Genomic DNA, 21,327 nt, shown 5'->3' on the forward strand with positions numbered 1-21,327 from the left:
CATCCCCATGATCAAGAAATACTTTCAAATAGCGCTCTTGATTAAGGCAGTATAAAAGACCTTTGCCCGTTTCAGATTTTTCAGGAACTTCATTAACCTGTAATTTTGCCCATGCAAAGAAGGCCTCCACTTGAGGCTTCACGATGGGATGTCTTTGCCGTACTCGATCCTCATTTGATCTGTCCACTGCTCCGGCATTCACGGACGATCTCAGTCCACTGATTTAATCGGTAGTTACGGGTTGCTTCTCTGGTATCCACTCTAAACCTCCTTTGCAGTTTTTCGACTAACTCGAAAAAACTGCAAAAACTCTAATTTAGAGTATTGTTACATAGTTTTAAATAGGTTTCTATACACAGTCTTATTAGACGCTTACTGTAGATCAAGTGGAATGCTCGAGGGAAGTCGCCTTAGGCGACTTCCCTCGGGGTCGGCCTACCCCCGGTTGACGGGGTCGTAACTCAACAAAACCAGCAGTAATTCTTATTACGGTGTTCAGCTAAAGCGCGATCATCCGACAGGAACTGTTGCCAAACACAATTTCATATTGGGTAGCTCAAAGGCTTAGAGGGAAAAACTTTCTTTGTCTTTTGCAATAACTTTTCGCAAAAGAGTAAAAGAGGAAAATAAGGAATAACGTAGAAACAATAAGATAGCAAAGATTACACGGGAGGGATGTCTTATATTAAATAAGGATTATCGAAATATGAAAGATCATCGGTTTAGATAGAACTATACATCACTAGTGTTGATAATTTCTGTATGTATCCTTCAGATGGCCTTTGCCTGTATTGTTATCCCGGGAAGAGTTTTTTGGGGAGTATTCTCTATCAATATTATTACCCATATTTCGCGTCTCCTCAATTTCCGTCTAATGACGTCACTTTTGCTGGAGATGAAAGTGGTTGGTCAAACATACGATAGTGTCTTTATATGATCTTCGTAAGTCGAATACGTCTGATCCAAGGTTTAATGTTCCATACTAATCACTAGCAGCACATTTATTAACAATTAACCTACAAATTTGTAATGTGTAAAAAAATTTCCCAGTATATACTTTAAAAACCATATATCCACATATGTAGGAGAAGGATAAATGAGAATAGCGTCGAATAATAAATATATATGTATATTGCAAAATTTTATTATGCAAACTATTTTTCTTGCAACAGCGGAGGTTATTTGAATTGTTGTACTCTGGAAGAGTAGCCCGACTAAATGTACAGTTTTTTTTGTCGGATTTGATGGTTTATACGATAAGCTGCTTTTTAGTAGGGTATATGAAGTTCTTGAGGGACCTATCAGTCATTAGTATTAACGCCTATTTAATAATTTTATTGATAATTGGTATTATCTTTTTGGGCTTATTATATCTGTCGGGGAATTATGAAACATCAGAGTTATTAAAAGTTAGGCCGCAGATTTATTTCCGCTCACTAATATATAGTGCTGCTTTTTTTTATGTCATCTCCTTTTACTTGCGTAATGTGAGCTATTCTCGTATCTATTTTACCGCCTTTTTTGTCGTTAATTTTGCCTTGGCTATTATTGTTAGGTTTTTTTTGGCAAAAGTTTATAAACTAAAATTAGGAGATGAGGCCAAACTTCCACTAGTGGCCATTGGCTTTGAGTCAAGTGACGATAATCTTCTAGAGAAACTAGCCCTGGATATGGGACTCAGGGTAGTGGCAAAGACTGCGTTAAACACAGAAATAGAGGATATAGTAAAAAGTCATCACAAATTAGCCAGCACGTTGGGCGTAGTGAGTCCAAGGGATCTGGGCATGTTAGTGTATGAGGAACGTATCGGTGAACTGGAGCCACTTATTGCTTACTGTGAACTTAATTACATCCCACTTTATATTGTACCGTCAGTGAGCAGGTTGTTATCGATACCCCTAAAGACAATCAATTATAAAGGAATTCTTATTTTTGGGCCTCAAGACTTAATTGTCGATGGTGTCTCAAAACGGTTAAAACGAGTGATGGATGTCGTCCTTGCTGCCACCGGATTAATTCTTACCTCATGGTTATCGGTGCTTGTGTGGATAATAGTAAAGCTCAGTTCATCGGGACCTGCCATATTCGCCCAAGAACGATTGGGATTAGATGGAAGAAGAGTTCAGATTTATAAATTCCGTACCATGGTTGTGGACTCGGACAGACAACTTGTTGCATTGCTTGCAAATGAGGAAATTAATAAAGTTTATCATGATAATTTCAAGATCGAGAATGACCCGAGAATAACCCCTATCGGCAAATACCTGAGAAAGCTTAGCTTAGATGAATTGCCACAGTTTATGAATATTTTAAAAGGCGATCTAAGTTTTGTTGGGCCTCGTCCCATTGTACCATCGGAGATAACTCGGTATGGTGCCCATGGAAATGTGATCCTTCGGGTGAAACCCGGCCTTACTGGTCTTTGGCAAGTGAGTGGGCGCAACGATGTTAGTTATGAAGATCGTGTTCAAATGGACCTTTATTACATTCATAACTGGTCACTTGTCTTGGACTTGAAAATAATCTTCCAGACAATCCCTGTTGTGCTGCTTGGTAAAGGAGCAATGTAGGTTCTAAGGGTGATAAGCATATGAAATTGGAAATATGGAAGTGGCGAAAAAGAGAACGCATTGATTCTTTGACGAGGTTCTATTAGATTTATATTGTCCTACGTAAGATGGCAGGTGGTGTAACAGAGGAGGAAGATATTACAGTGCGAGCATTGATAACAGGGGTCAATGGTTTTGTGGGAAAATATCTGGTCAAAGAACTTCAGAAAAATGGCTACTCTGTGAGTGGAATAGGAATGGGACCGTTTGATCTACCCGGAGTGCACTATAAAGAAGTGAATATCATGGAGCGGATTGAGTTGGAACAGGCGATGGAGGAACTAAATCCCGATATGGTATTTCATCTAGCAGGTATAGCGTCGGTCAGCCATTCCTGGCGTGATCCAAGGGCTTCATTTGAAGTAAATGTGATCGGAACGATTAACTTGTTGGAGTCATTGAAAGGGCGAGTGGTTCGGTCAATCGTTTATATTGGTTCCTCTGAGATTTATGGACCAGGACGACGTCTTGGGGAGGAATTTTGTGAGACCACGTCACCCAATCCACAGAACCCATATGCCACCTCGAAGTATGCAGCAGAACGCATTGCATTACAGTTAGGTCAGGTGTACAAACTTCCTGTTATCCTAACGCGTCCGTTCAATCATATTGGGGTTGGGCAAAATGAGGGCTTTGTTGTGCCAGACTTTGCTCGTCAAATAATAGAGGCCTCAAAACGAGATGAAAGCATTCGAGTCGGACGACTCGATGTGTATCGCGATTTCACGGATGTAAGGGATATCGTCCGAGCGTATCGTTTGCTGGCAGAGAAAGGTCAAGCGGGTGAAACATACAATATTTGCTCTGGTGTGGGTAGGAAAATTAGCGACATTCTTGATTTTATGCGGACGGAATATGGAAATCTGAATGTGGAACTCGATGAAACCAAGATACGTCCTGTGGAGAATATTTACTCCGTAGGGAATAATGATAAAATACGAACTGCAATTGATTGGGAACCTCTTTATTCTATTGAGGATAGCTTGAGGGGGGTATTAGCTGAGTGGGAGAAACGCTTGGAGTGAACTCGGGCAGCTGAACCTAAGAGTTTATCATGAAAATTGAAATAAATTACGAGCCAAGAAGGGATTGTTTAGATGAAACGTGCTTTAATAACTGGAATAACTGGTCAGGATGGTTCCTATCTAACAGAGCTGTTGTTAGAAAAGGGCTACAAGGTTTATGGGGTTGTCCGGCGTAAGAGTAAAGCGGATTATGGAACTGTGGAACATTTGAAGAAGGATATTGAATTTATATATGCAGACATGACAGATATGGCCTCCCTTATTCGGGCCGTGAAGATAGCTCAACCTGATGAAGTATATAATTTGGCTGCGCAGTCTTTCGTGGCCACCTCTTGGGAACAGCCCTTGGCTACGTCAGAGATTAATGCCATTGGGGTCACTAATCTGCTGGAGTCTATCCGCGTAGTTAAGCCAGAAGCACGTTTTTATCAGGCTTCAACCAGTGAAATGTTCGGTTTAGTGCAGGAGACCCCCCAAAGGGAAACAACTCCCTTTTATCCCCGAAGCCCTTATGGAGTAGCCAAGCTCTATGGGCATTGGATTACTAAAAACTACCGTGAAAGCTTCCAGATGTATGCGTGTTCCGGCATTTTGTTTAACCATGAGTCTCCACGTCGCGGCTTGGAGTTTGTAACACGAAAGATCACAGATGCAGTGGCGCGAATTAAGTATGGTTTACAGGACACCCTATACTTGGGCAATATGGATGCCAAACGGGACTGGGGCTACGCGGGAGATTATGTTAAAGCTATGTGGCTGATGCTTCAGCAAAAGGAAGCGGATGATTATGTCATTGCATCGGGAGAGACTCATCCAGTGCGTGAGTTTGTAGAGCTGGCTTTTCGGCATGCCGGGTTTGAGTTAGATTGGAACGGAGAGGGCGTAGGAGAGAAGGGACTGGACCGGACGACGGGGAAAGTTTTAGTGGCTGTGGACCCGAGGTTTTTCCGCCCAGCGGAAATTGAACTGCTTCTTGGTAACCCTGATAAAGCCTGCCAAACGTTGGGTTGGGAACGGGCTGTGGGATTTGAGGAACTTGTAAATAGAATGGTAGTGTCAGACCTAAGTCGGGTGGGCAGTGACGTGGCGAGGAGCGCTAAATGAGCTGGATCAGAGAACTTTATCGCTTTCGCTATTTCATTATAACTTCGATCGTGAACGAATTTCGTTCGCGATTTGTTCGAAGTCGCCTAGGGGCGGCATGGATGATCCTTAATCCACTGGCTCAAGTCTTGATCTTTGCGTTTATCCTCTCGGAACTTTTGTCGGCAAAATTACCGGGAATTGACAACAAATATTCCTATGCGATCTATTTGATGGCGGGAACTGTTGGATGGACACTCTTCGCCGAGATTTTTAATCGATGCCTGACTGTCTTTATCGACAATGGTAACACCATGAAAAAACTCGCTTTTCCAAAAATAACACTTCCAGTTATAGTCACAGGCTCGGCCCTTGTGAACAACTTGCTCTTGCTTTTGTCCGTTACCTTAATTTTTGCTATGCTGGGTCATACAGTGTCCTCAGCTATCTTATGGTTACCTGTTGTTATGATTGTGACGATCGCATTTGCGGTTGGACTTGGTCTTTTTTTTGGGGTACTTAATGTCTTTATCCGTGACATCGGACAAATCATGCCGATCATCTTGCAGATTTGGTATTGGTTCACTCCAGTCGTTTATATGGAGGCGATCCTGCCAAAAGGATATGGTAAGTATATAGCTCTCAATCCGATGTACCCTATCATCTCGGCGTATCATAATATATTTGTATTTCAAAAAACTCCTAACATGACAGGAATAGGAGTCATTGGATGCATATCAGCGGGATTGCTGTTACTTGCGGTCTTTGTCTATCGTCGTGCAAGTGCGGAAATGGTGGATGTTTTATGAGTGGTGCATTGGACGTAAACGGCGTTGCCAAAGCGTACCGTCAGTATAAAGGCGAAATTCAGCGTGTTGCTTCATGGTTTGTCCCGAATGTTCGCCCGGCTAAAGAGACATGGGTGCTCGAAGACATTAGCTTTTCGCTCTCTCCAGGAGAGGCTGTGGGGATTATCGGACAAAATGGTGCTGGTAAAAGCACACTCCTCAAGATCATCACAGGCACGACTAAACCCACAAATGGAAGCGTGCAAGTGAAGGGCAAGATTGCCGCGATTTTAGAACTAGGAATGGGGTTTAATCCAGACCTCACCGGCCGTCAAAACGTCTATCATTCGGCAGGATTAATGGGTTATACCAGCGAACAAATCGATACTGTCATTAATAATATTGAGGAATTTGCCGAGATCGGCAAGTATTTTGAAGATCCAGTGCGCACTTACTCAAGTGGGATGCAGATGCGCGTGGCTTTCGCAGTCGCGACGGCTTTTCGTCCTGATATTCTGATTATCGATGAGGCACTTAGTGTGGGAGACTCTTACTTTCAGCACAAAAGTTTCGATCGTATCCGCGAGTTTCGAGAACAAGGGACAAGCCTGCTTTTCGTCTCACACGACAAAGGAGCAATTTTGGCCTTATGTGACAGGGCTATCTTACTTGACAAGGGTCACCTGCTTAGAGACGGCGACCCGGAAGAGATCACTGACTATTACAATGCCCTTATCGCTGAGAAAGCAAACAGCAAGATCGAACAGGTCCTTGAAAACGGAGGCATCCAAACACGCTCCGGGACGGGTGAAGCTAAAGTAGAGGCGATCGCCCTGTTCAATTCCAAAGGTGAAGTGGCTGAATATGTCGGAGTGGGCGAGCGGGTTGAACTGCGCATCAAGGTTAAGGTCTATCAATCCATTGAAACCCTGGTGTTGGGCTATGGCATCAAAGATCGCCTGGGTCAAGTGATGTATGGAACCAATACCTGGCATACGAAGCAGGTGATCAACAATCCACGCGCCGGAAGTGAGTACGAATTTGTCATCGCCTTTCGGGCCAACCTGGGCGTGGGCAGTTACTCTGTTCAGACCGCACTGGTGGATCGCGACACGCACCTTACGGCGAACTACGAATGGCGCGATCTCGCCTTGGTTTTTAATGTTGTGAACATCGATAAGACACATTTCGCGGGTTGCCTGTGGAATGAGCCGAGGATAACGATAGAGGAGTATCACAAATGAGTATTATTTCTTATGCCCAGAATTTTGAAGATGTCATGCTCTGGCGGGCGCTTAAACACGTTGAGATAGGGTTTTATATCGATGTCGGTGCCAATGATCCTGATCAAGACTCTGTGACTAAGGCGTTTTACGATCGTGGCTGGCGTGGTATCAATATTGAGCCCGTCTCCCAGTGGTTTGAGAAATTAGTAAGAGAACGGCTGAGGGACATCAACCTGCAAATCGCCGCGGGTGCTAAGGCCGGAGAATTGCTCATTTACGAGCTGCCCGATACGGGCTTATCTACCTTTGATCGAGGAATTGCTGAACGACACGAGGCGGAGCGGGGCTACCAGAAAATCGAGCGCATTGTGCCCGTCAAGACTTTGACGGAGATATGTATCAATCTGCATACCTCCCCTATCCATTTCTTAAAAATTGATGTGGAGGGTGCCGAAAAGCAGGTGCTCGAAGGGGTTGATTTTTCCATACTCAGACCATGGATTGTCCTGGTAGAGTCCACGCTTCCGAATTCACCCATAGAAGACTATGAAACATGGGAACCTATTTTACTAACGGCAAATTATGAATATGTCTATTTCGATGGCCTGAACCGTTTCTATGTCGCTAAAGAGCACCTAGAACTCAGGGATAGTTTTATGATACCCCCTAATGTTTTTGATGGCTTCGCCTTGAGCGGAGATGCCACTTCTCCATTCTGTAATCAAGTTCTAGCCGAAGTAAAGCAAAACGCTTCAGAGGCATCCTCTGCCAATACCCGTGTTGAGCATTTAGCCGAGGAGCTTGAGAAAACAACTCAAGCGCTGGAAAAGAGTGAAATGACACTCACTGAACAGCAGGCCCACACGCAATGGCTACAAAACGAGTGGGATGCTGCCAAAGCGCACGCCGAGCACCTTACCACACAGCTTGATGAAAAGAGCGCGGCGCTAGCAGGCATTGAAGCAATTCTGGCTGAACAGCAGGCCCACGCGCAATGGCTGCAAAACGAATGGGATGCTGCCAAGGCGAAAATCGACGAGTTAAACCACTCATCTGATCACTGGTGGACGGTGGCCGACGGTCTGAATCAAGAACTCCAAGGGGTTTACGGCAGCAAGTCCTGGCGGATTACTTGGCCTATGCGCATGGTTATGAAATTTATCAAGAGGCTATTTTCTCTCTTCTTACAGTTGATACGCTGGGTGCTCCTCTTGCCCAAACGCACAGTGAAGCGCCTGTTACGTGTTGCAATGCGCATTGTGCTGGCAAGACCTGGATTAAAAGCAAAGGGATTAAGATTCCTCGCTAGCCGCTCCGAACTCAAAGCCCGTCTGCGCTCGTTGGCAGCCAATAATGGCATGTTGGCATTCCCGCCGGTTTCCGCCACATCAGCCGGTGCACATGTACCTGTGTTAACGGAACATCAGCGGCTAAACGCCGATCTTCCTCAGCTCACGCCTCATGCGCGCCGCATCTACGATGACCTAAAAGCCGCCATTGCTAATCAACAAAAGGGGGACAACTGATGCGCATCGTACTAGACATGCAAGGCGCCCAAACTGAGAGCCGATTCCGCGGCATTGGCCGCTATACCCTCTCACTCGCCAAAGCCATGGTGCGTAATCGTGGCGAACACGAGATTATCCTTGCGCTCAGTGGCCTGTTTCCAGAAACAATCGAACCGATTCGTGCGGCCTTTGATGGCATACTACCGCAAGAGAACATCCGCGTCTGGTACGCTCCCGGACCGGTGTGCGAATCTGATCCTGGCAATGTGTGGCGCCGCGAGGTCGCCGAGCGTATCCGCGAGGCGTTCCTGGCTAGCCTGAAGCCGGACATCGTGCATATCTTCAGCTTGTTTGAAGGCTTTTGGAATGATTCAATTACCAGCATTGGGCAGTTCGATCAAAATACTCCGGTCAGCGCAACCCTCTATGATCTGATTCCCTTGCTTAATGCAGAATACTACCTTAGTCCCGATCCGGCTTATGAGCAGCATTACCTGCGCAAAATTGCGCACGTTAAGCGTGCTTCTTTAGTACTGGCCATATCAGAGTCTTCGCGCCGAGAGGGAATTGACCATCTTGGGTTACCCGCAGATAAGTTGATTAATGTATCAACCGCGGCGGATGAACACTTTCGACCATTGTCACTAAGCGTAGATGAAGCGCGCGCTTTACTGATTTATTTTGGTATAACGAAATCTTTCGTTCTATACGCCGGTGGGACTGACCCGCGAAAAAACCTGCCCCGTTTGATTCGCGCTTATGCGCAGTTGTCACCAGAAATTAGAAAAACACATCAACTAGTCTTTGCTGGAAAAATGCCGGTTGAATATGTAAACGCCTTGCTTCAGCAAGCAAAGACGGTTGGGCTACAGTTAGATGAGCTCATTTTCACAGGTTATGTCTCAGATGATGAATTAGTAAAACTCTACAACCTATGCAAAATGTTTGTCTTTCCCTCCTGGCACGAAGGTTTCGGCCTGCCAGCGTTGGAGGCCATGTCTTGCGGGCGGGCGGTGATCGCAGCCAATACTTCAAGCTTGCCGGAGGTCATTGGCCGGGAAGATGTGCTCATTGACCCCCATAGTGAGGGGTCAATCGCCGAAAAACTTGCACAAGTTTTAAGCAATGACGCCTTCCGGTGTGAACTGGAACGCCATGGACTGGAGCAGGCTAAAAAGTTTTCTTGGGATGAATCGGCTAAAGTGGTGCTAAAAGCTTTTGAAAGGAATTTGCGTCTATCGAAAGCCGTAGAAACGACAGATTGGGCGAAAACCTATAAACAATATAAACAAGACTATCACGCCTTGATTAAAGCAATAGCGCAAATCATCCAACGGAATGACAATAAACCCCACGAAACAGATTTGAAGCTGCTTGCTAGCGCGCTGGCAAAAAATCTGGAACAAATTGAAGGTTTTATTCGCAAAACAATCTTACCGGAGAAACTCACTTGGCGTTTAGAAGGCCCATTTGATAGCTCATACAGCTTGGCCCTGCTCAATCGCGAAATGGCTTTGGCTCTGGATAAATTAGGACATTGCGTGGTGTTGCATTCGACTGAAGGTCCGGGCGATTTTGCGCCTGATACGAAGTTTTTAGAAGCCAATCCTGTTATTGCCAATCTGTACACAAGGGCTTTTGCAATTACTCAAGAAGAGGCAGATGTCACCAGCCGCAATCTATACCCGCCTCGTGTAAGCGATATGAATTGTCGGATGAATTTCCTACATAACTACGCATGGGAAGAGTCGGGCTTTCCGCAAAACTGGGTGGATGACTTTAATGCATATCTCCAAGGAATCACCTGCTTATCATCCCATGTGAAGAAGCTTATGATAGATAACGGTGTGATTGTGCCATTAGCAACTATGGGTTGTGGCGTCGATCATTGGGAACGAATCAAGTCCGATAGTGGCTATACAATAAAAGGTCGAAGTTTTCGTTTTCTTCATGTGTCTTCATGTTTTCCCAGAAAAGGTGTTGACGTGCTGCTCAAGGCTTATGGGCAGGCATTTACGCAAAAAGACGATGTGACACTAATCATTAAAACATTTCCCAACCCGCATAATGAAATATACCGTTGGCTTAGCGAGGCTAAACAAGAATATACTAATTATCCGGAAGTGATAACTATTGAAGATGACTTAACCGAAGAGCAACTTAAAGCATTGTATGAACAATGCCACGCTTTAGTGGGCCCAAGCCGTGCTGAGGGATTTGGTTTACCTTTTGCCGAAGCTATGTTATCTGGCTTGCCGGTGATAACAACGAATTGGGGTGGACAGTTGGATTTCTGTACACCTGAGACTGCATCGTTGGTGGACTATACACTTACGCCAGCTGACACGCATTTTGGGCTATTTAATTCTTTATGGGCAGAGCCAGATCAAAACCATCTTGCCAGTATTATGCGCGAAATCTTTGAGATGGACACACAGGCACGTACTGCGCGATCTAAGCGTGGTCGAGAGTTATTAATGGAGAAGTTTAAGTGGCAAGATGTTGCCAAGCGATTGGTGGAGTCAGCCCGGCACTTTTCACTATGTCCGCAACCAAAGCCACTCAGAATTGGTTGGGTGACCACGTGGAATACGAAATGCGGTATAGCAACCTATTCAGAACACTTAATAAACAACATCCCACAAGAAGTTATGGTATTGGCTGCTCATACTAGTCAGCAAACCGCGCAAGATGCCAGCAATGTGTGTCGGTGCTGGCATGCTGGCGAAGAAGATGACTTAAAATATCTAGCCAGCATCATTCAACAAAACGGCATTAACACTCTGGTTATTCAGTTTAACTATGGATTTTTTAACTTCGATTATTTTTCTAGATTTATAGCAGAGCATAAGAAGCTTGGAATAACGGTTGTAATCATGCTACATGGGACGATAGGTCCTGCCCATTTACCGTACAAACATCTAGATTTACTTGTACCTGCGTTGAAAACCTGTGATAGACTTCTAGTTCATACACCAGCTGATATGAATAGGCTTAAAAAAATCGGGTTGATAGATAATGTTGCTCTTTTTCCTCATGGTATAATTAACTGGTCACCAGTTAATTATGAAAAAACAGTTAATAAATTTACTATTGCATCGTATGGTTTTTTCTTGCCACACAAGGGACTTATCGAGTTGATTGAAGCTGTAAATATTCTCCTAGATCATGGCAATGATGTTAAATTAACAATGATTAATGCTGAGTACCCAGTCCCAGAATCCACAATGCTTATTAGAGAGGCTAGAGAGAAAGTAAAATCTATGGGACTGTCTGATGTCGTTTCAATTAACTCTGATTTCTTACCTGATAAGGAAAGCCTTAATTTGTTGAGCGAATCCGATCTGATCGTATTCCCCTATCAGAAAACGAGTGAGTCGTCAAGCGCGGCGGTGCGCTATGGTTTGGCAACTGGCAGGCCCGTTGCAGTGACCCCGTTGTCCATATTTGACGATGTTAGCCGTGCAGTGTTTAAATTACCAGGTTGTAGCCCACGGCATATTGCTGAAGGGATAGCCGAGCTGATTAAGCTTTTACAAAGTAATGATGAAAAAGTGCGCCTCAAGCAAGAGCAAGCCAATAAGTGGCGTGAAGCACATCGATATTCAATGCTGGGCTTACGACTTTACAATGTGATTACTGCACTATCTAACCAGAACAAAGATGATTGGATATGCAAATAGCTCTAGAAGCTGCATAGCAAAGACTGCCTATCATTGCCTGAATCCCCCGGTATTCCGCGAGGTGGCGGGCATGAGTTTTATTTTGAAGGTCATGGCACCTAAAGCTCTGGCTTAGGCTATTAGGCCTGGTTAGCACTCGATGCCGAAGGCAAAGCTCCTCAGTCCGTAGGAGTGCCTTTTCTGACGTGGAGGGAAAACGCGCAACAATTATTCAATAAGGTGGAGTTCCATGAAGTTGATTATTCAAATACCATGCTATAACGAAGCCGAAACCCTGGCTATTACTTTGAAAGCGTTGCCTCGACACGTGCCTGGTTTTGATACGGTCGAGTGGCTTATCATCGATGATGGCAGTACTGATGAAACCGTGAGGGTCGCCCTTGATAATGGAGTGGATCATGTGGTGTCGCACACTCGTAACCAAGGGCTTGCCCGTGGGTTTATGAATGGACTTGATGCTTGCTTACGCTTGGGTTCGGATGTGATTGTCAATACGGATGCGCGGATTTAATTGTTTGCTGCGAGGTTCTCGAACATCTGGAAAATCCAGAAGCTCGTTTAGCTGCATTGAAAAGGATCGCTAAGAACCACGTAATTTTGAGCGTACCTCGTGAACCGCTTTGGCGTATACTCAATCTGGCACGAGGGAAATACATCTCCAATTTAGGTAATACACCTGGCCATATGCAGCACTGGTCTAAAAAAAGTTTTTTTGCGTCTCGTAAATCGGTATTTTGATGTGTTAGAAGTGAAGAGCCCCCTGCCGTGGACGATGTTATTGTGCAGAACAAGACCCCAAAGATTTACGCGAATTCACTTAAATGATGGGCGATGATACAATAAACATGAAAGTAACTGATCATGAAAAAATTCTCCATAAATTAAAATTAGTCTTATCCTGGGTGGGGGGCTTACTTGCACTCATTGGCGTGCTTTTTGTGGTGATTCGGCTGGTCGGTTATGCCGATAAGCTTGACCTGTCACAGTTACAGACTGTCGATTGGCTGGTACTTTCAGCACTTTCCATTTTATATGCTATTATGAATGTTGCGCTCGTCTTAGCTTGGCAGCAAATTATGAAGTCTTTGAAAACGCCACTTGGCTTTTGGCAGGCTGCTCATATCTATGGCATGTCGCAACTGGCGAAGTATGTTCCGGGCAATATTTTTCATCTAGCCGGCCGACAAGCGTTGGGCATGGCGGCTGGAGTGCCTGGCTGGGCTTTGGCTAAATCCTCCGTGTGGGAACTGGGGCTGATCGCAGTCGCTGGCGCTCTGTTTGGTCTATTGTCTCTGCCACTATGGTGGCAGAGTTTTCCGAGTGTAGTGGCATTGTTGCTTTTTGTTATTGTGTTGATTGTTATGGGTTTGGCAGCCAGACGCTGGCTTAAGTTGCCAATGGCATTTGCGCTGGGCTGCTATGTGCTATTTCTGACGGTGTCTGGCCTGATATTTTTCGTAGTGCTTTCATTGGTTTCATCAGTTTCTGTAACTACAGGGATGTTGCTCGGATTGGTGGGGGCTTTTGTCATTGCATGGCTCGCCGGACTGCTTACACCTGGCGCACCTGCCGGCGTAGGTGTGCGGGAACTGGTTTTGCTATTTGTCTTGAAGGGTGCAGTCGCAGAGGCAGATTTATTGTTGGCCGTGGCGATAGGACGAGTGGTGACGGTGGCTGGGGATCTTTTATTTTTTTTGGGAGCTGCCGGTATTAGGAGAAAGGAGTAAAGTATGAATAAAAGGTTGAGCCTAAGTCGCGGTCTGCTAACAGGCCTGATCACCATTGCTGCATGGTCCATTATGCTCTTTTTGAATGGGGCGGTGCCCTTTTGGGCATCACCAACGCTGGGACAGGCGGTTTGGACGACGGGGTTTTCACTTTCGTTCATTCAAGATTCATTGCTTTCCATTCATGCAACGAATTTTGGTAATCCCTCCCCAGCTTCAATTGCCTTTGGTCTGGCAGGTGCTTATCCAGCAGGAATATTGATAACGATTGGGTTGCATCCAACAGATGCCTATGCGGCCACGGTTGCAGTTTGGCTGACAGTGGCATTCTGGGGAGCATGGCGTCTGGGTCGTTTTCTGGGGTTGTCGATATTCTTAGCTCCATTGGGTGCACTGTTATGGACGAGCATCCCTGTTATTTGGGCACACGCGGGTTATTCAATGCTTAGTGTTGGGATTGCCCTGTTGCCTTTCTATTTCTCGATTGTAGTAAGCTTTTTGATGAATATTGTGTCTATGGGCCGAGCCCGTTTGAAGTTGGTGATTGGTTACCTAGCAATCCCGACCATTGCCATTTTTATGGATGGCTACAGCTTCATGTTTTTTGCAATTGGATCAAGTATTCTTGGGATTTATATTTTTATTCGATATAAAGAGTTGCGCGTTTATTTATTAAAACGTGCAGTTCCTATTCATGTTTTTGCTTTTGGCTTGGCTTATGGGCTTTACGCGCTATATATCGGCAAAGCAGATTTTAGTCCCGCCCCCTTGGATTTTTTTCGCGGTTGGGGGCTTGATCTGTCATTTATCGCCATTCCAACGCAGGGGATGCTTTGGTTGTGGGATTCGCTGGGTCTGAGTGTTCCTCGTTCAGATGCACAGTTTTTTGGTGACGCGTCGGTATGGATAACCACATTCTCCCTGCCCTTGATTCTATTGGGTACGGTGGCTTGGTGGTCGGTTCGAAAAAGTTCTCGGTTAGCCACCGGCTTTCTCATTTTGGCGCTTTTCGGGTTTTATATGGCTTTGGGTCCATCGTTGAAGGTTGATTCAACCAAACCAGAGTCGTTGCAGATTGCTAAGCCTAATCAAATGAGTGTTCTGATGCCGGCTGACCTTGCCGTTGCGCCCACTGGCAACGCCGTTTTGTCTACATATGTGCCAGGTTTTAAGAATATGCGCGCGGCCTATCGCTGGAGTGCCTTAGGCATGTTTGGGTTTTGGGCGTTGGTGGTATTGCTATTGGCACGAAAACGATCCAGGCCAGCCCAAATGCTTATTATCGGCTTGGTTGGTTTTTTGATTTTGAATAACCTGCCGAACCTTACTGGTCAATGGCAGGCCGCTGAACACAACCGCAGTATGTTTTTGGCGTTGGATCAGGATCTCGTGAAACCGCTTTCCCAAGATCTTAAACCCGGTGAGACCGTCGCCTTTCTGCCGTATCGCAATGATTTTTTGGTGAATTACCTGGCACCGAAGTTAGGCATTCGAAGTTTCAACGTTGGTGGAGACAAGAATGTGGAGGAAGCACGTAAGCACTGGCCCCAAATTATGCAGCAGTTCCAGATGGGGCAGGTTGATCCCGGGTTTTCAGGTCGCGTGGCACAGTTGCTCGCTAGTGGAGAGGCGAATGCCGTGGTATTGCCTTACATTGACATGCTTTGGGCTGCTCATGTTTGGCCGTATCCGGACAAATATCAGGCTGATCTCGAGCCGGTTGAGAAGGAACTCGAAACGTCAAAATTATTCGAAGTTATCAAGCGTCAACATTATGCGGTGGTGCGCCTGAAACCCGCTTATGCAGCGCAGGCAGATTCGCCGGTTCTTCTAGATATTCTAGCGGCCGATATGCCCAGCCCGCCGTTTGGTCTCAAGGTGGATTATTTCCCGGCTGATTTTGCGCTTCATCAAGTCGGTCGCGTTGAGAAAGGTGTTATGGTGACGACAGGTCAAACCGGGTTCCTGGCCTACGGCCCGTATCAGCATCTTAATGCCGGGCGCTATCGCCTTACAGTTAAGGGTGAGGCAAGCGCAGTTAAGAATACCTGGGTGGATGTGGTATCCCATAAGGGCGCTCGCCAACATGCGAAATTCCCGCTCTCAACTGCGGGTAACGGTTCAGCCGGTGTATTGGCCACTGGTGAGGTGTCGCTTGAGTCGTCCTTCGATGACCTTGAGGTGCGTGTGTATGTGAACGCATCAGATGTGGTACGGTTGGATGGATATGAGCTTGTTGCACTGAAATCAAAATGAAGTCGTTATAAAGGGAATGTTTAATGATGAGCGTTAGTATATTAGTGGATGCACTCCATCTACTCTCGCCTAAAACCGGCATCGGAAAATATACCTATGAGAATTGTATCCAATTACAAAATTTAGCTTCCGACGAGATTCACTGGTATTATAATTACGGATACATTAGTGATAAACTGATTGATGTAGATTGTGCTGATAAGAGGCATAATGGTGTCCGTAGGCTCAAGAGCTTGTTAACAAAGTACTCTCTAGTCAAACGATCTGCTAGATTAATCATGAATATCGGTCAGCAATTCTCGAAGAAGAGTTACGACCTATACTGGCAACCTAATTTCATTCCCAGCAAAGGGGTGCGTGCCAAAAAACTGTTATCTCCGTTCATGATTTTTCATTCTTGGTACATCCCGATTGGCACCCCGCCGAAAGGCAAAAATATATGAAGAAAATGGTTTTTGAAGGGATCAAGAGATCGGATTGGCTTATTACGGGTTCGCATTTCACCAAAGCAGAAATCATTCGCTATGCAGGCTATGATCCTGATAAAATCTGTGTCATTCACCATGGGGTAGATCACGGGATGTTCAAGGTCTATCCTACAGAAGAGCTTGAAAACTTTAGGCGACGCTATAACTTACCCGAGCGGTATCTGCTTTTTGTCGGCAGCATAGAACCGCGCAAAAATCTTTATAATCTGCTCCAGGCTTACAAGGGCTATTACGATTCGAATCAGGATGCGGTGCCCTTGATTTTAGTGGGATTTCAAGGATGGCAAAATAATAAAATCATATCGATGATACGTTCATTAAAGGATAAAGTACAATATTTAGGTTATCTGACTGATCAGGAGTTGGCTTATACTTATAATCTTGCAACTCTTTTTATCTACCCCTCTTTGTATGAAGGTTTTGGTATCCCACCGCTTGAAGCCATGGCATGCGGTACGCCTGTGATCACGGCAAGGACCACATCTATACCGGAGGTTTGCGGCGAAGCAGTATTTTATGTGGAACCACATGACCCTTTCGACATCCAAGAGAAAATAGAATCTCTAATTAAACAAGCAGACTTGCGTAAAACACTCGTGCAAAAAGGACTAGATCACTGTAAGAAATATTCTTGGGAACACTCTGCTCAAAAGCACTTGGAGCTGTTTGAAATGGTTATGGATTTGTAGGGAACTGCAGGACATCTTTCAAGTTGGTCCATATAATGTGCTCCTTAACTTGCAAATGGGGGACAAGATGACTAAGAACGCAAAAGAAGTTGTAACAATGAATAGTGTAGGATACCAACCAAAAATCGCCATAGTTCACGAGTGGTTGACCAACATGGGCGGTTCGGAACAAGTGGTGAGTGTCCTTTTGGAACTTTTTCCGGATGCTCCGGTCTACACATCCTTATTTGAACCTGCTAACTTGGTGCCCATTCTGGCTGAGGCCGATGTTCGCCCGTCCTTCTTACAACGTTTACCCAAGTTCTTGCGTAAACATCAGAACTTGTTGCCCTTAATGCCTTATGCCTTTGAACAATTTGACCTAAGTGATTATGATTTAGTCCTCAGTAGTTCTTCGTCGTGTGCGAAAGGGGTGATTACTGGGACTAAGACGATTCATGTTTGTTATTGTTATACTCCGATGCGTTACGCTTGGGATTCTTATCATTTGTATATGAAACCTTTAAAGGGTCTAAAGCGTTGGCTGGCAGTTTGGTTAATGCATAGGATTCGTTTGTGGGATCGACTAAGTGCGGATAGGGTCGATTATTTTATCGCCATTTCGCATGCGGTTCAAGAGCGGATACGAAAGCATTATAGGCGGGAATCAAGCTTGGTTTATCCGCCTGTAGATATCGATCGGTTTACGTTTACTTGTGAAAGGGAAGAGTTTTATCTGGTTGTTTCAAGATTAGTAGGGTATAAAAGGGTTGACTTAGCAATTGAGGCCTGTAACCATTTAGGGCGTAACCTGGTTGTGATTGGCGAGGGTGAGGAACAAAAACGCTTAAAGGTAATGAAGCGTAGTAAAGGAGAAATCATTAAGTTTATGGATCGCCAGAGTGACCAGGTCGTTGCGGATCATTTAGCCCGTGCTCGGGCCTTTCTGTTTTCAGGAGAAGAGGATTTTGGCTTAACTATGGTTGAAGCTTTAGCGTCCGGTTGTCCGGTGATTGCTTATGGTCAAGGTGGAGTGATCGATATTGTTGAAGACGGTGTAACGGGTGTATTATATAATGAGCAGACCGTCGAGGGAATGATGGCTGGAATTTTACGCTTTGAGGAACTGAACGGGAAAGGTCAAGGGAATTTTGAACCATCCTTGTTAAGGGGTAGAGCAGAAGAATTTAGTAAGGAAAATTTTAAGAAGTCTTTGATCACTACCTTAGTGGAATTGGGAGTACTATAGATTTTAAAGGGGAATATAGGATGAAACTAATCTTACTTTCAGGTGGATCTGGCAAACGGCTTTGGCCTTTATCGAATGATGCAAGATCAAAACAATTTCTTAAAGTATTACAAAATGAGCAGGGCAAACCAGTTTCCATGGTGCAACGGGTTTGGGAGCAGTTGGAATCGGTGGGTCTGGCTCATTCTTCCTTGGTAGCCACTAGTAAATCACAAGTCGATATGATTCAACGTCAATTGGGGCAAAATGTAACGATGATCGTTGAACCAGAGCGGAGGGATACATTTCCGGCGATTGCGTTAGCGGCTGCTTATCTTTATTCCGTGGAAAAAACGGGATTAGATGAGACCGTGGTCGTCTTACCCGTCGATCCCCATGTCCAAGTTGGTTTTTTCAATAAGATTAAAGAACTGGAGAAGGTACTAGAGGAGTCCAAGGCTAATTTGGCCCTCATCGGAGTATCTCCAACGTTTCCTTCGGAAAAGTATGGTTATATCGTGCCTGAACTTAATCAGGATACCAAGGCGTATTCTAGGGTCAGTTATTTTAGGGAAAAGCCCAAGGGAACCGAAGCTAAGGAACTTATGCAGCAACAGGCTCTCTGGAATTGTGGCGTATTTGCTTTTAAACTTGAGTATATTATTTCCCAACTTGCCCAGAAAGGTCTTCCGACGGACTACGAAGAGTTGCTACAGCAATATACTGCACTGCCTAAAATTAGTTTTGATTATGAAGTGGTGGAAAAAGCAGAGCATATCGTTGTTCTCAGATACGATGGGGATTGGAAGGATCTGGGTACCTGGAATACCTTAACAGAGGAAATGCCGAATGGTCGGGTGGGTAATGCAATTGTAAGTGAAGATTCTCTCAATACCCATGTTATTAACGAGTTGGATATTCCAGTCGTGGTTCTTGGTATCTCCAACGTGGTTGTGGCGGTAAGCCCCGATGGAATTTTAGTGACAGATAAAGACTCCAGTCCAGCGATTAAGGATTTAGTGGGTAAATTTGACCTGCGTCCGATGTTTGAGGAGCGACGTTGGGGATGGTATCGGGTTTTAGACCGTACGGTGTTTGAGGGTGGAAACGAGGTTTTGACTAAGAGGCTTAGCTTAATGGCGGGCATGAATTTTAGTTACCAATATCACAATCAACGGAGTGAGGTCTGGACCATTATAAGTGGTGAGGGACTTTATGTTTTTAACGGGATAGTTTGCCGTGTTAAGCAAGGGGATGTGTTGAATATTCCGATCGGAGCTAAACACGGCTTACGTGCTGTCACGGATCTGGAGTTTATCGAGGTTCAAATGGGCAGTGACCTTGTCGAGGAAGATATTGTTCGGATTTATATGACGTGGGAAGAAGTAGAGGAACATTGTACTTGGGCAGAGTGAGAGGTTATGATATCCATTATTTGTAGATTGCAATTTTCAGGGAGCTTGCAGGGACCTGAATCATTAAAGGGGATACAATCATTATGAAGCTTATTATTCAAATCCCGTGCTATAACGAGGAGAAAACCTTGGCGGTAACCTATGCGGATTTACCCAAGCAAATTAACGGAATAGACGAAATAGAATATCTCATCATCAATGACGGTAGCAGCGATAGAACGGTTGAAGTGGCTCGGGAACTAGGGTTTCACCACATAGTGTCTTTTAAGCAAAACAAGGGCTTAGCGAAGGGATTTATGGCGGGGATTGATGCTTGCCTGCACCTTGGTGCGGACATTGTTGTCAATACCGATGCGGACAACCAGTATTGCGGCGCGGATATTGAAAAATTGGTGCGCCCGATTCTGGAGGAAAAGGCGGATATTGTAATCGGCGAGCGCCCTATTGACGAGACGGAGCATTTTTCGTGGAAGAAAAAGAAGTTTCAGTACATAGGTAGCTTGGTGGTGCGGCTGGCATCGGGGACCAAGGTTCCAGATGCCCCCAGCGGGTTTCGCGCCTATTCTCGGGAGGCCGCATTGCGTCTGAACGTGGTGAACGAGTATACATACACACTGGAAACTATTATTCAGGCCGGGCACAATAAAATTGCTATGACTTCCGTTCCCATCCGAACCAATCCCGAGACAAGGGAATCCCGCTTGTTTAAAAACATGTGGGCTTATATGAGGCGCTCGTCCTCGGTGATTATCCGTTCCTTTATGATGTACAAGCCTCTTAAATTTTTCGGCACATGTGGAACCATTATTTTTCTGCTGGGTGTTGCCTTGGGCGTACGGTATCTGTTTTACCTAATAGGCGGCACAGGCGAAGGACATATTCAGTCCCTTATTTTGTCGGCTATTCTAATTTTAATGGGTGTACAGACCTTTATTGTCGGACTGCAAGCGGATATTATCGCCGCTAACCGCAAGATATTGGAGGATGTGCAGTATAGAGTGAGGAAGATGGAGTGTTCAAAAGAAAAAAACTTATTTTATTCTAAATAATTAGGGATCGGTTTTAAAACTCTACAGATCGGGTATGTATGGCCGATTTTCTGACAGCGAATCGAATTTTGTTAAAAGATGTTCTAGTATTAGTTGATCTTAGATCAAAAAAATCGGGCAATGGCTCGGATAAAAAGTTGGGGAGAATTGTTATGAAAATCTCACAGGGTGAAATGGAGGATGGTGTGGTCGTAGGTAATGCCTATGATAAATATGGTTCAAGAAAACACATCATCAGGCTCATTATGCATGGATTCGATAATGCCTTAAGTGAACTTGTCCATAAAATTAAGCCAACGGATATTCATGAGATCGGGTGTGGCGAGGGGTATTGGGTTTTGCGTTGGCAGCATGAAAATATGAAGGTCAGGGGTTCTGATTTTTCCGGAAAAGTAATCAATATAGCCCGTACTAATGCGGTTGAATTGGGAATATCTGATTTTTTGTTCGAGCAGTTTAGTATATATGACCTCATTCCTGAACGTGACTCAGCGGATTTAATTGTATGCTGTGAGGTTCTCGAACATTTGGAAGATCCAGAAGCAGGACTGGCCGCATTGCAAAGGATCGCCAA

General features: G+C 45.0%; 17 protein-coding genes. 16 read left to right on the plus strand and 1 reads right to left on the minus strand.

The window, feature by feature from the left end; all coding sequences use genetic code 11:
- Positions 1-187 (minus strand): transposase (locus UF75_RS27280; RefSeq protein WP_045575616.1); only part of this gene is annotated, 187 nt, incomplete at its 3' end.
- A 1,057-nt stretch (positions 188-1,244) separates the two neighbouring features.
- Between UF75_RS27280 and UF75_RS26395 the strand changes: the two genes are divergently transcribed.
- The 16 genes from UF75_RS26395 to UF75_RS16155 form a co-directional block, all read left to right on the plus strand.
- On the plus strand, positions 1,245-2,570 hold the full coding sequence (locus UF75_RS26395; protein ID WP_282433807.1) for a sugar transferase: 1,326 nt from the start codon (positions 1,245-1,247) through the stop codon (positions 2,568-2,570).
- 143 nt (positions 2,571-2,713) lie between these two features.
- Entirely contained in the window at positions 2,714-3,634 is a 921-nt protein-coding gene (locus UF75_RS16090; protein ID WP_045575618.1) for an NAD-dependent epimerase/dehydratase family protein, read from the plus strand.
- A 72-nt stretch (positions 3,635-3,706) separates the two neighbouring features.
- Positions 3,707-4,738 carry a GDP-mannose 4,6-dehydratase gene (gene gmd, locus UF75_RS16095; RefSeq protein ID WP_045575608.1) on the plus strand — a complete coding sequence of 344 codons (1,032 nt, stop codon included), beginning with the start codon at positions 3,707-3,709 and terminating at the stop codon, positions 4,736-4,738.
- Positions 4,735-5,526: an ABC transporter permease gene (locus tag UF75_RS16100; protein WP_045575609.1), complete on the plus strand. Its 792-nt coding sequence runs from the start codon at positions 4,735-4,737 to the stop codon at positions 5,524-5,526. Before gmd ends, UF75_RS16100 begins: the two co-directional genes overlap by 4 nt.
- Complete coding sequence (locus UF75_RS16105; RefSeq protein WP_045575610.1) at positions 5,523-6,749, plus strand: ABC transporter ATP-binding protein; 1,227 nt, start codon at positions 5,523-5,525, stop codon at positions 6,747-6,749. The genes UF75_RS16100 and UF75_RS16105 overlap by 4 nt, the downstream gene beginning before the upstream one ends.
- Positions 6,746-8,257 carry an FkbM family methyltransferase gene (locus tag UF75_RS26400; RefSeq protein WP_052693338.1) on the plus strand — a complete coding sequence of 504 codons (1,512 nt, stop codon included), beginning with the start codon at positions 6,746-6,748 and terminating at the stop codon, positions 8,255-8,257. Before UF75_RS16105 ends, UF75_RS26400 begins: the two co-directional genes overlap by 4 nt.
- Entirely contained in the window at positions 8,257-11,922 is a 3,666-nt protein-coding gene (locus UF75_RS16115; RefSeq protein ID WP_045575611.1) for a glycosyltransferase, read from the plus strand. The genes UF75_RS26400 and UF75_RS16115 overlap by 1 nt, the downstream gene beginning before the upstream one ends.
- Positions 11,923-12,151: 229 nt before the next feature.
- Positions 12,152-12,433, plus strand: a complete 282-nt coding sequence (locus UF75_RS16120) for a glycosyltransferase (RefSeq protein ID WP_045575612.1) — start codon at positions 12,152-12,154, stop codon at positions 12,431-12,433.
- 310 nt (positions 12,434-12,743) lie between these two features.
- Positions 12,744-13,649, plus strand: coding sequence for a hypothetical protein (locus UF75_RS16125; RefSeq protein WP_052693341.1), 906 nt, complete (start codon positions 12,744-12,746; stop codon positions 13,647-13,649).
- 3 nt (positions 13,650-13,652) lie between these two features.
- Positions 13,653-15,905 carry a hypothetical protein gene (locus UF75_RS16130; protein WP_045575613.1) on the plus strand — a complete coding sequence of 751 codons (2,253 nt, stop codon included), beginning with the start codon at positions 13,653-13,655 and terminating at the stop codon, positions 15,903-15,905.
- Between the two features lie 23 nt (positions 15,906-15,928).
- Entirely contained in the window at positions 15,929-16,348 is a 420-nt protein-coding gene (locus tag UF75_RS26405) for a hypothetical protein (RefSeq protein WP_052693343.1), read from the plus strand.
- A complete protein-coding gene (locus tag UF75_RS26410; protein WP_242860269.1) occupies positions 16,303-17,082 on the plus strand; it encodes a glycosyltransferase family 1 protein in 780 nt (259 codons plus the stop codon). Before UF75_RS26405 ends, UF75_RS26410 begins: the two co-directional genes overlap by 46 nt.
- A 67-nt stretch (positions 17,083-17,149) precedes the next feature.
- On the plus strand, positions 17,150-18,310 hold the full coding sequence (locus UF75_RS16140; protein ID WP_156146481.1) for a glycosyltransferase: 1,161 nt from the start codon (positions 17,150-17,152) through the stop codon (positions 18,308-18,310).
- Between the two features lie 20 nt (positions 18,311-18,330).
- On the plus strand, positions 18,331-19,704 hold the full coding sequence (locus UF75_RS16145; protein ID WP_045575614.1) for a sugar phosphate nucleotidyltransferase: 1,374 nt from the start codon (positions 18,331-18,333) through the stop codon (positions 19,702-19,704).
- An 83-nt stretch (positions 19,705-19,787) separates the two neighbouring features.
- The gene (locus tag UF75_RS16150) at positions 19,788-20,753 is read left to right on the plus strand and encodes a glycosyltransferase family 2 protein (protein ID WP_045575615.1); all 966 of its coding nucleotides are present in this window, start codon (positions 19,788-19,790) and stop codon (positions 20,751-20,753) included.
- Positions 20,754-20,905: 152 nt separating this feature from the next.
- Positions 20,906-21,327, plus strand: a 422-nt coding sequence (locus UF75_RS16155; RefSeq protein ID WP_045575622.1) for a class I SAM-dependent methyltransferase, incomplete at its 3' end; no start/stop codon positions are given.

The sequence above is a fragment of the Desulfosporosinus sp. I2 genome, assembly GCF_000960765.1.
Classification (GTDB): Bacteria; Bacillota; Desulfitobacteriia; order Desulfitobacteriales; family Desulfitobacteriaceae; genus Desulfosporosinus.

Coding starts and splice junctions, on each gene's coding strand:
- UF75_RS26395 (WP_282433807.1), top strand. CDS start 1,245: ATGGTTTATACGATAAGCTGCTTTTTAGTAGGGTATATGAAGTTCTTG.
- gmd (WP_045575608.1), top strand. CDS start 3,707: ATGAAACGTGCTTTAATAACTGGAATAACTGGTCAGGATGGTTCCTAT.
- UF75_RS16100 (WP_045575609.1), top strand. CDS start 4,735: ATGAGCTGGATCAGAGAACTTTATCGCTTTCGCTATTTCATTATAACT.
- UF75_RS16105 (WP_045575610.1), top strand. CDS start 5,523: ATGAGTGGTGCATTGGACGTAAACGGCGTTGCCAAAGCGTACCGTCAG.
- UF75_RS26400 (WP_052693338.1), top strand. CDS start 6,746: ATGAGTATTATTTCTTATGCCCAGAATTTTGAAGATGTCATGCTCTGG.
- UF75_RS16115 (WP_045575611.1), top strand. CDS start 8,257: ATGCGCATCGTACTAGACATGCAAGGCGCCCAAACTGAGAGCCGATTC.
- UF75_RS16120 (WP_045575612.1), top strand. CDS start 12,152: ATGAAGTTGATTATTCAAATACCATGCTATAACGAAGCCGAAACCCTG.
- UF75_RS16125 (WP_052693341.1), top strand. CDS start 12,744: ATGATGGGCGATGATACAATAAACATGAAAGTAACTGATCATGAAAAA.
- UF75_RS16130 (WP_045575613.1), top strand. CDS start 13,653: ATGAATAAAAGGTTGAGCCTAAGTCGCGGTCTGCTAACAGGCCTGATC.
- UF75_RS26405 (WP_052693343.1), top strand. CDS start 15,929: ATGATGAGCGTTAGTATATTAGTGGATGCACTCCATCTACTCTCGCCT.
- UF75_RS16140 (WP_156146481.1), top strand. CDS start 17,150: ATGACTAAGAACGCAAAAGAAGTTGTAACAATGAATAGTGTAGGATAC.
- UF75_RS16145 (WP_045575614.1), top strand. CDS start 18,331: ATGAAACTAATCTTACTTTCAGGTGGATCTGGCAAACGGCTTTGGCCT.
- UF75_RS16150 (WP_045575615.1), top strand. CDS start 19,788: ATGAAGCTTATTATTCAAATCCCGTGCTATAACGAGGAGAAAACCTTG.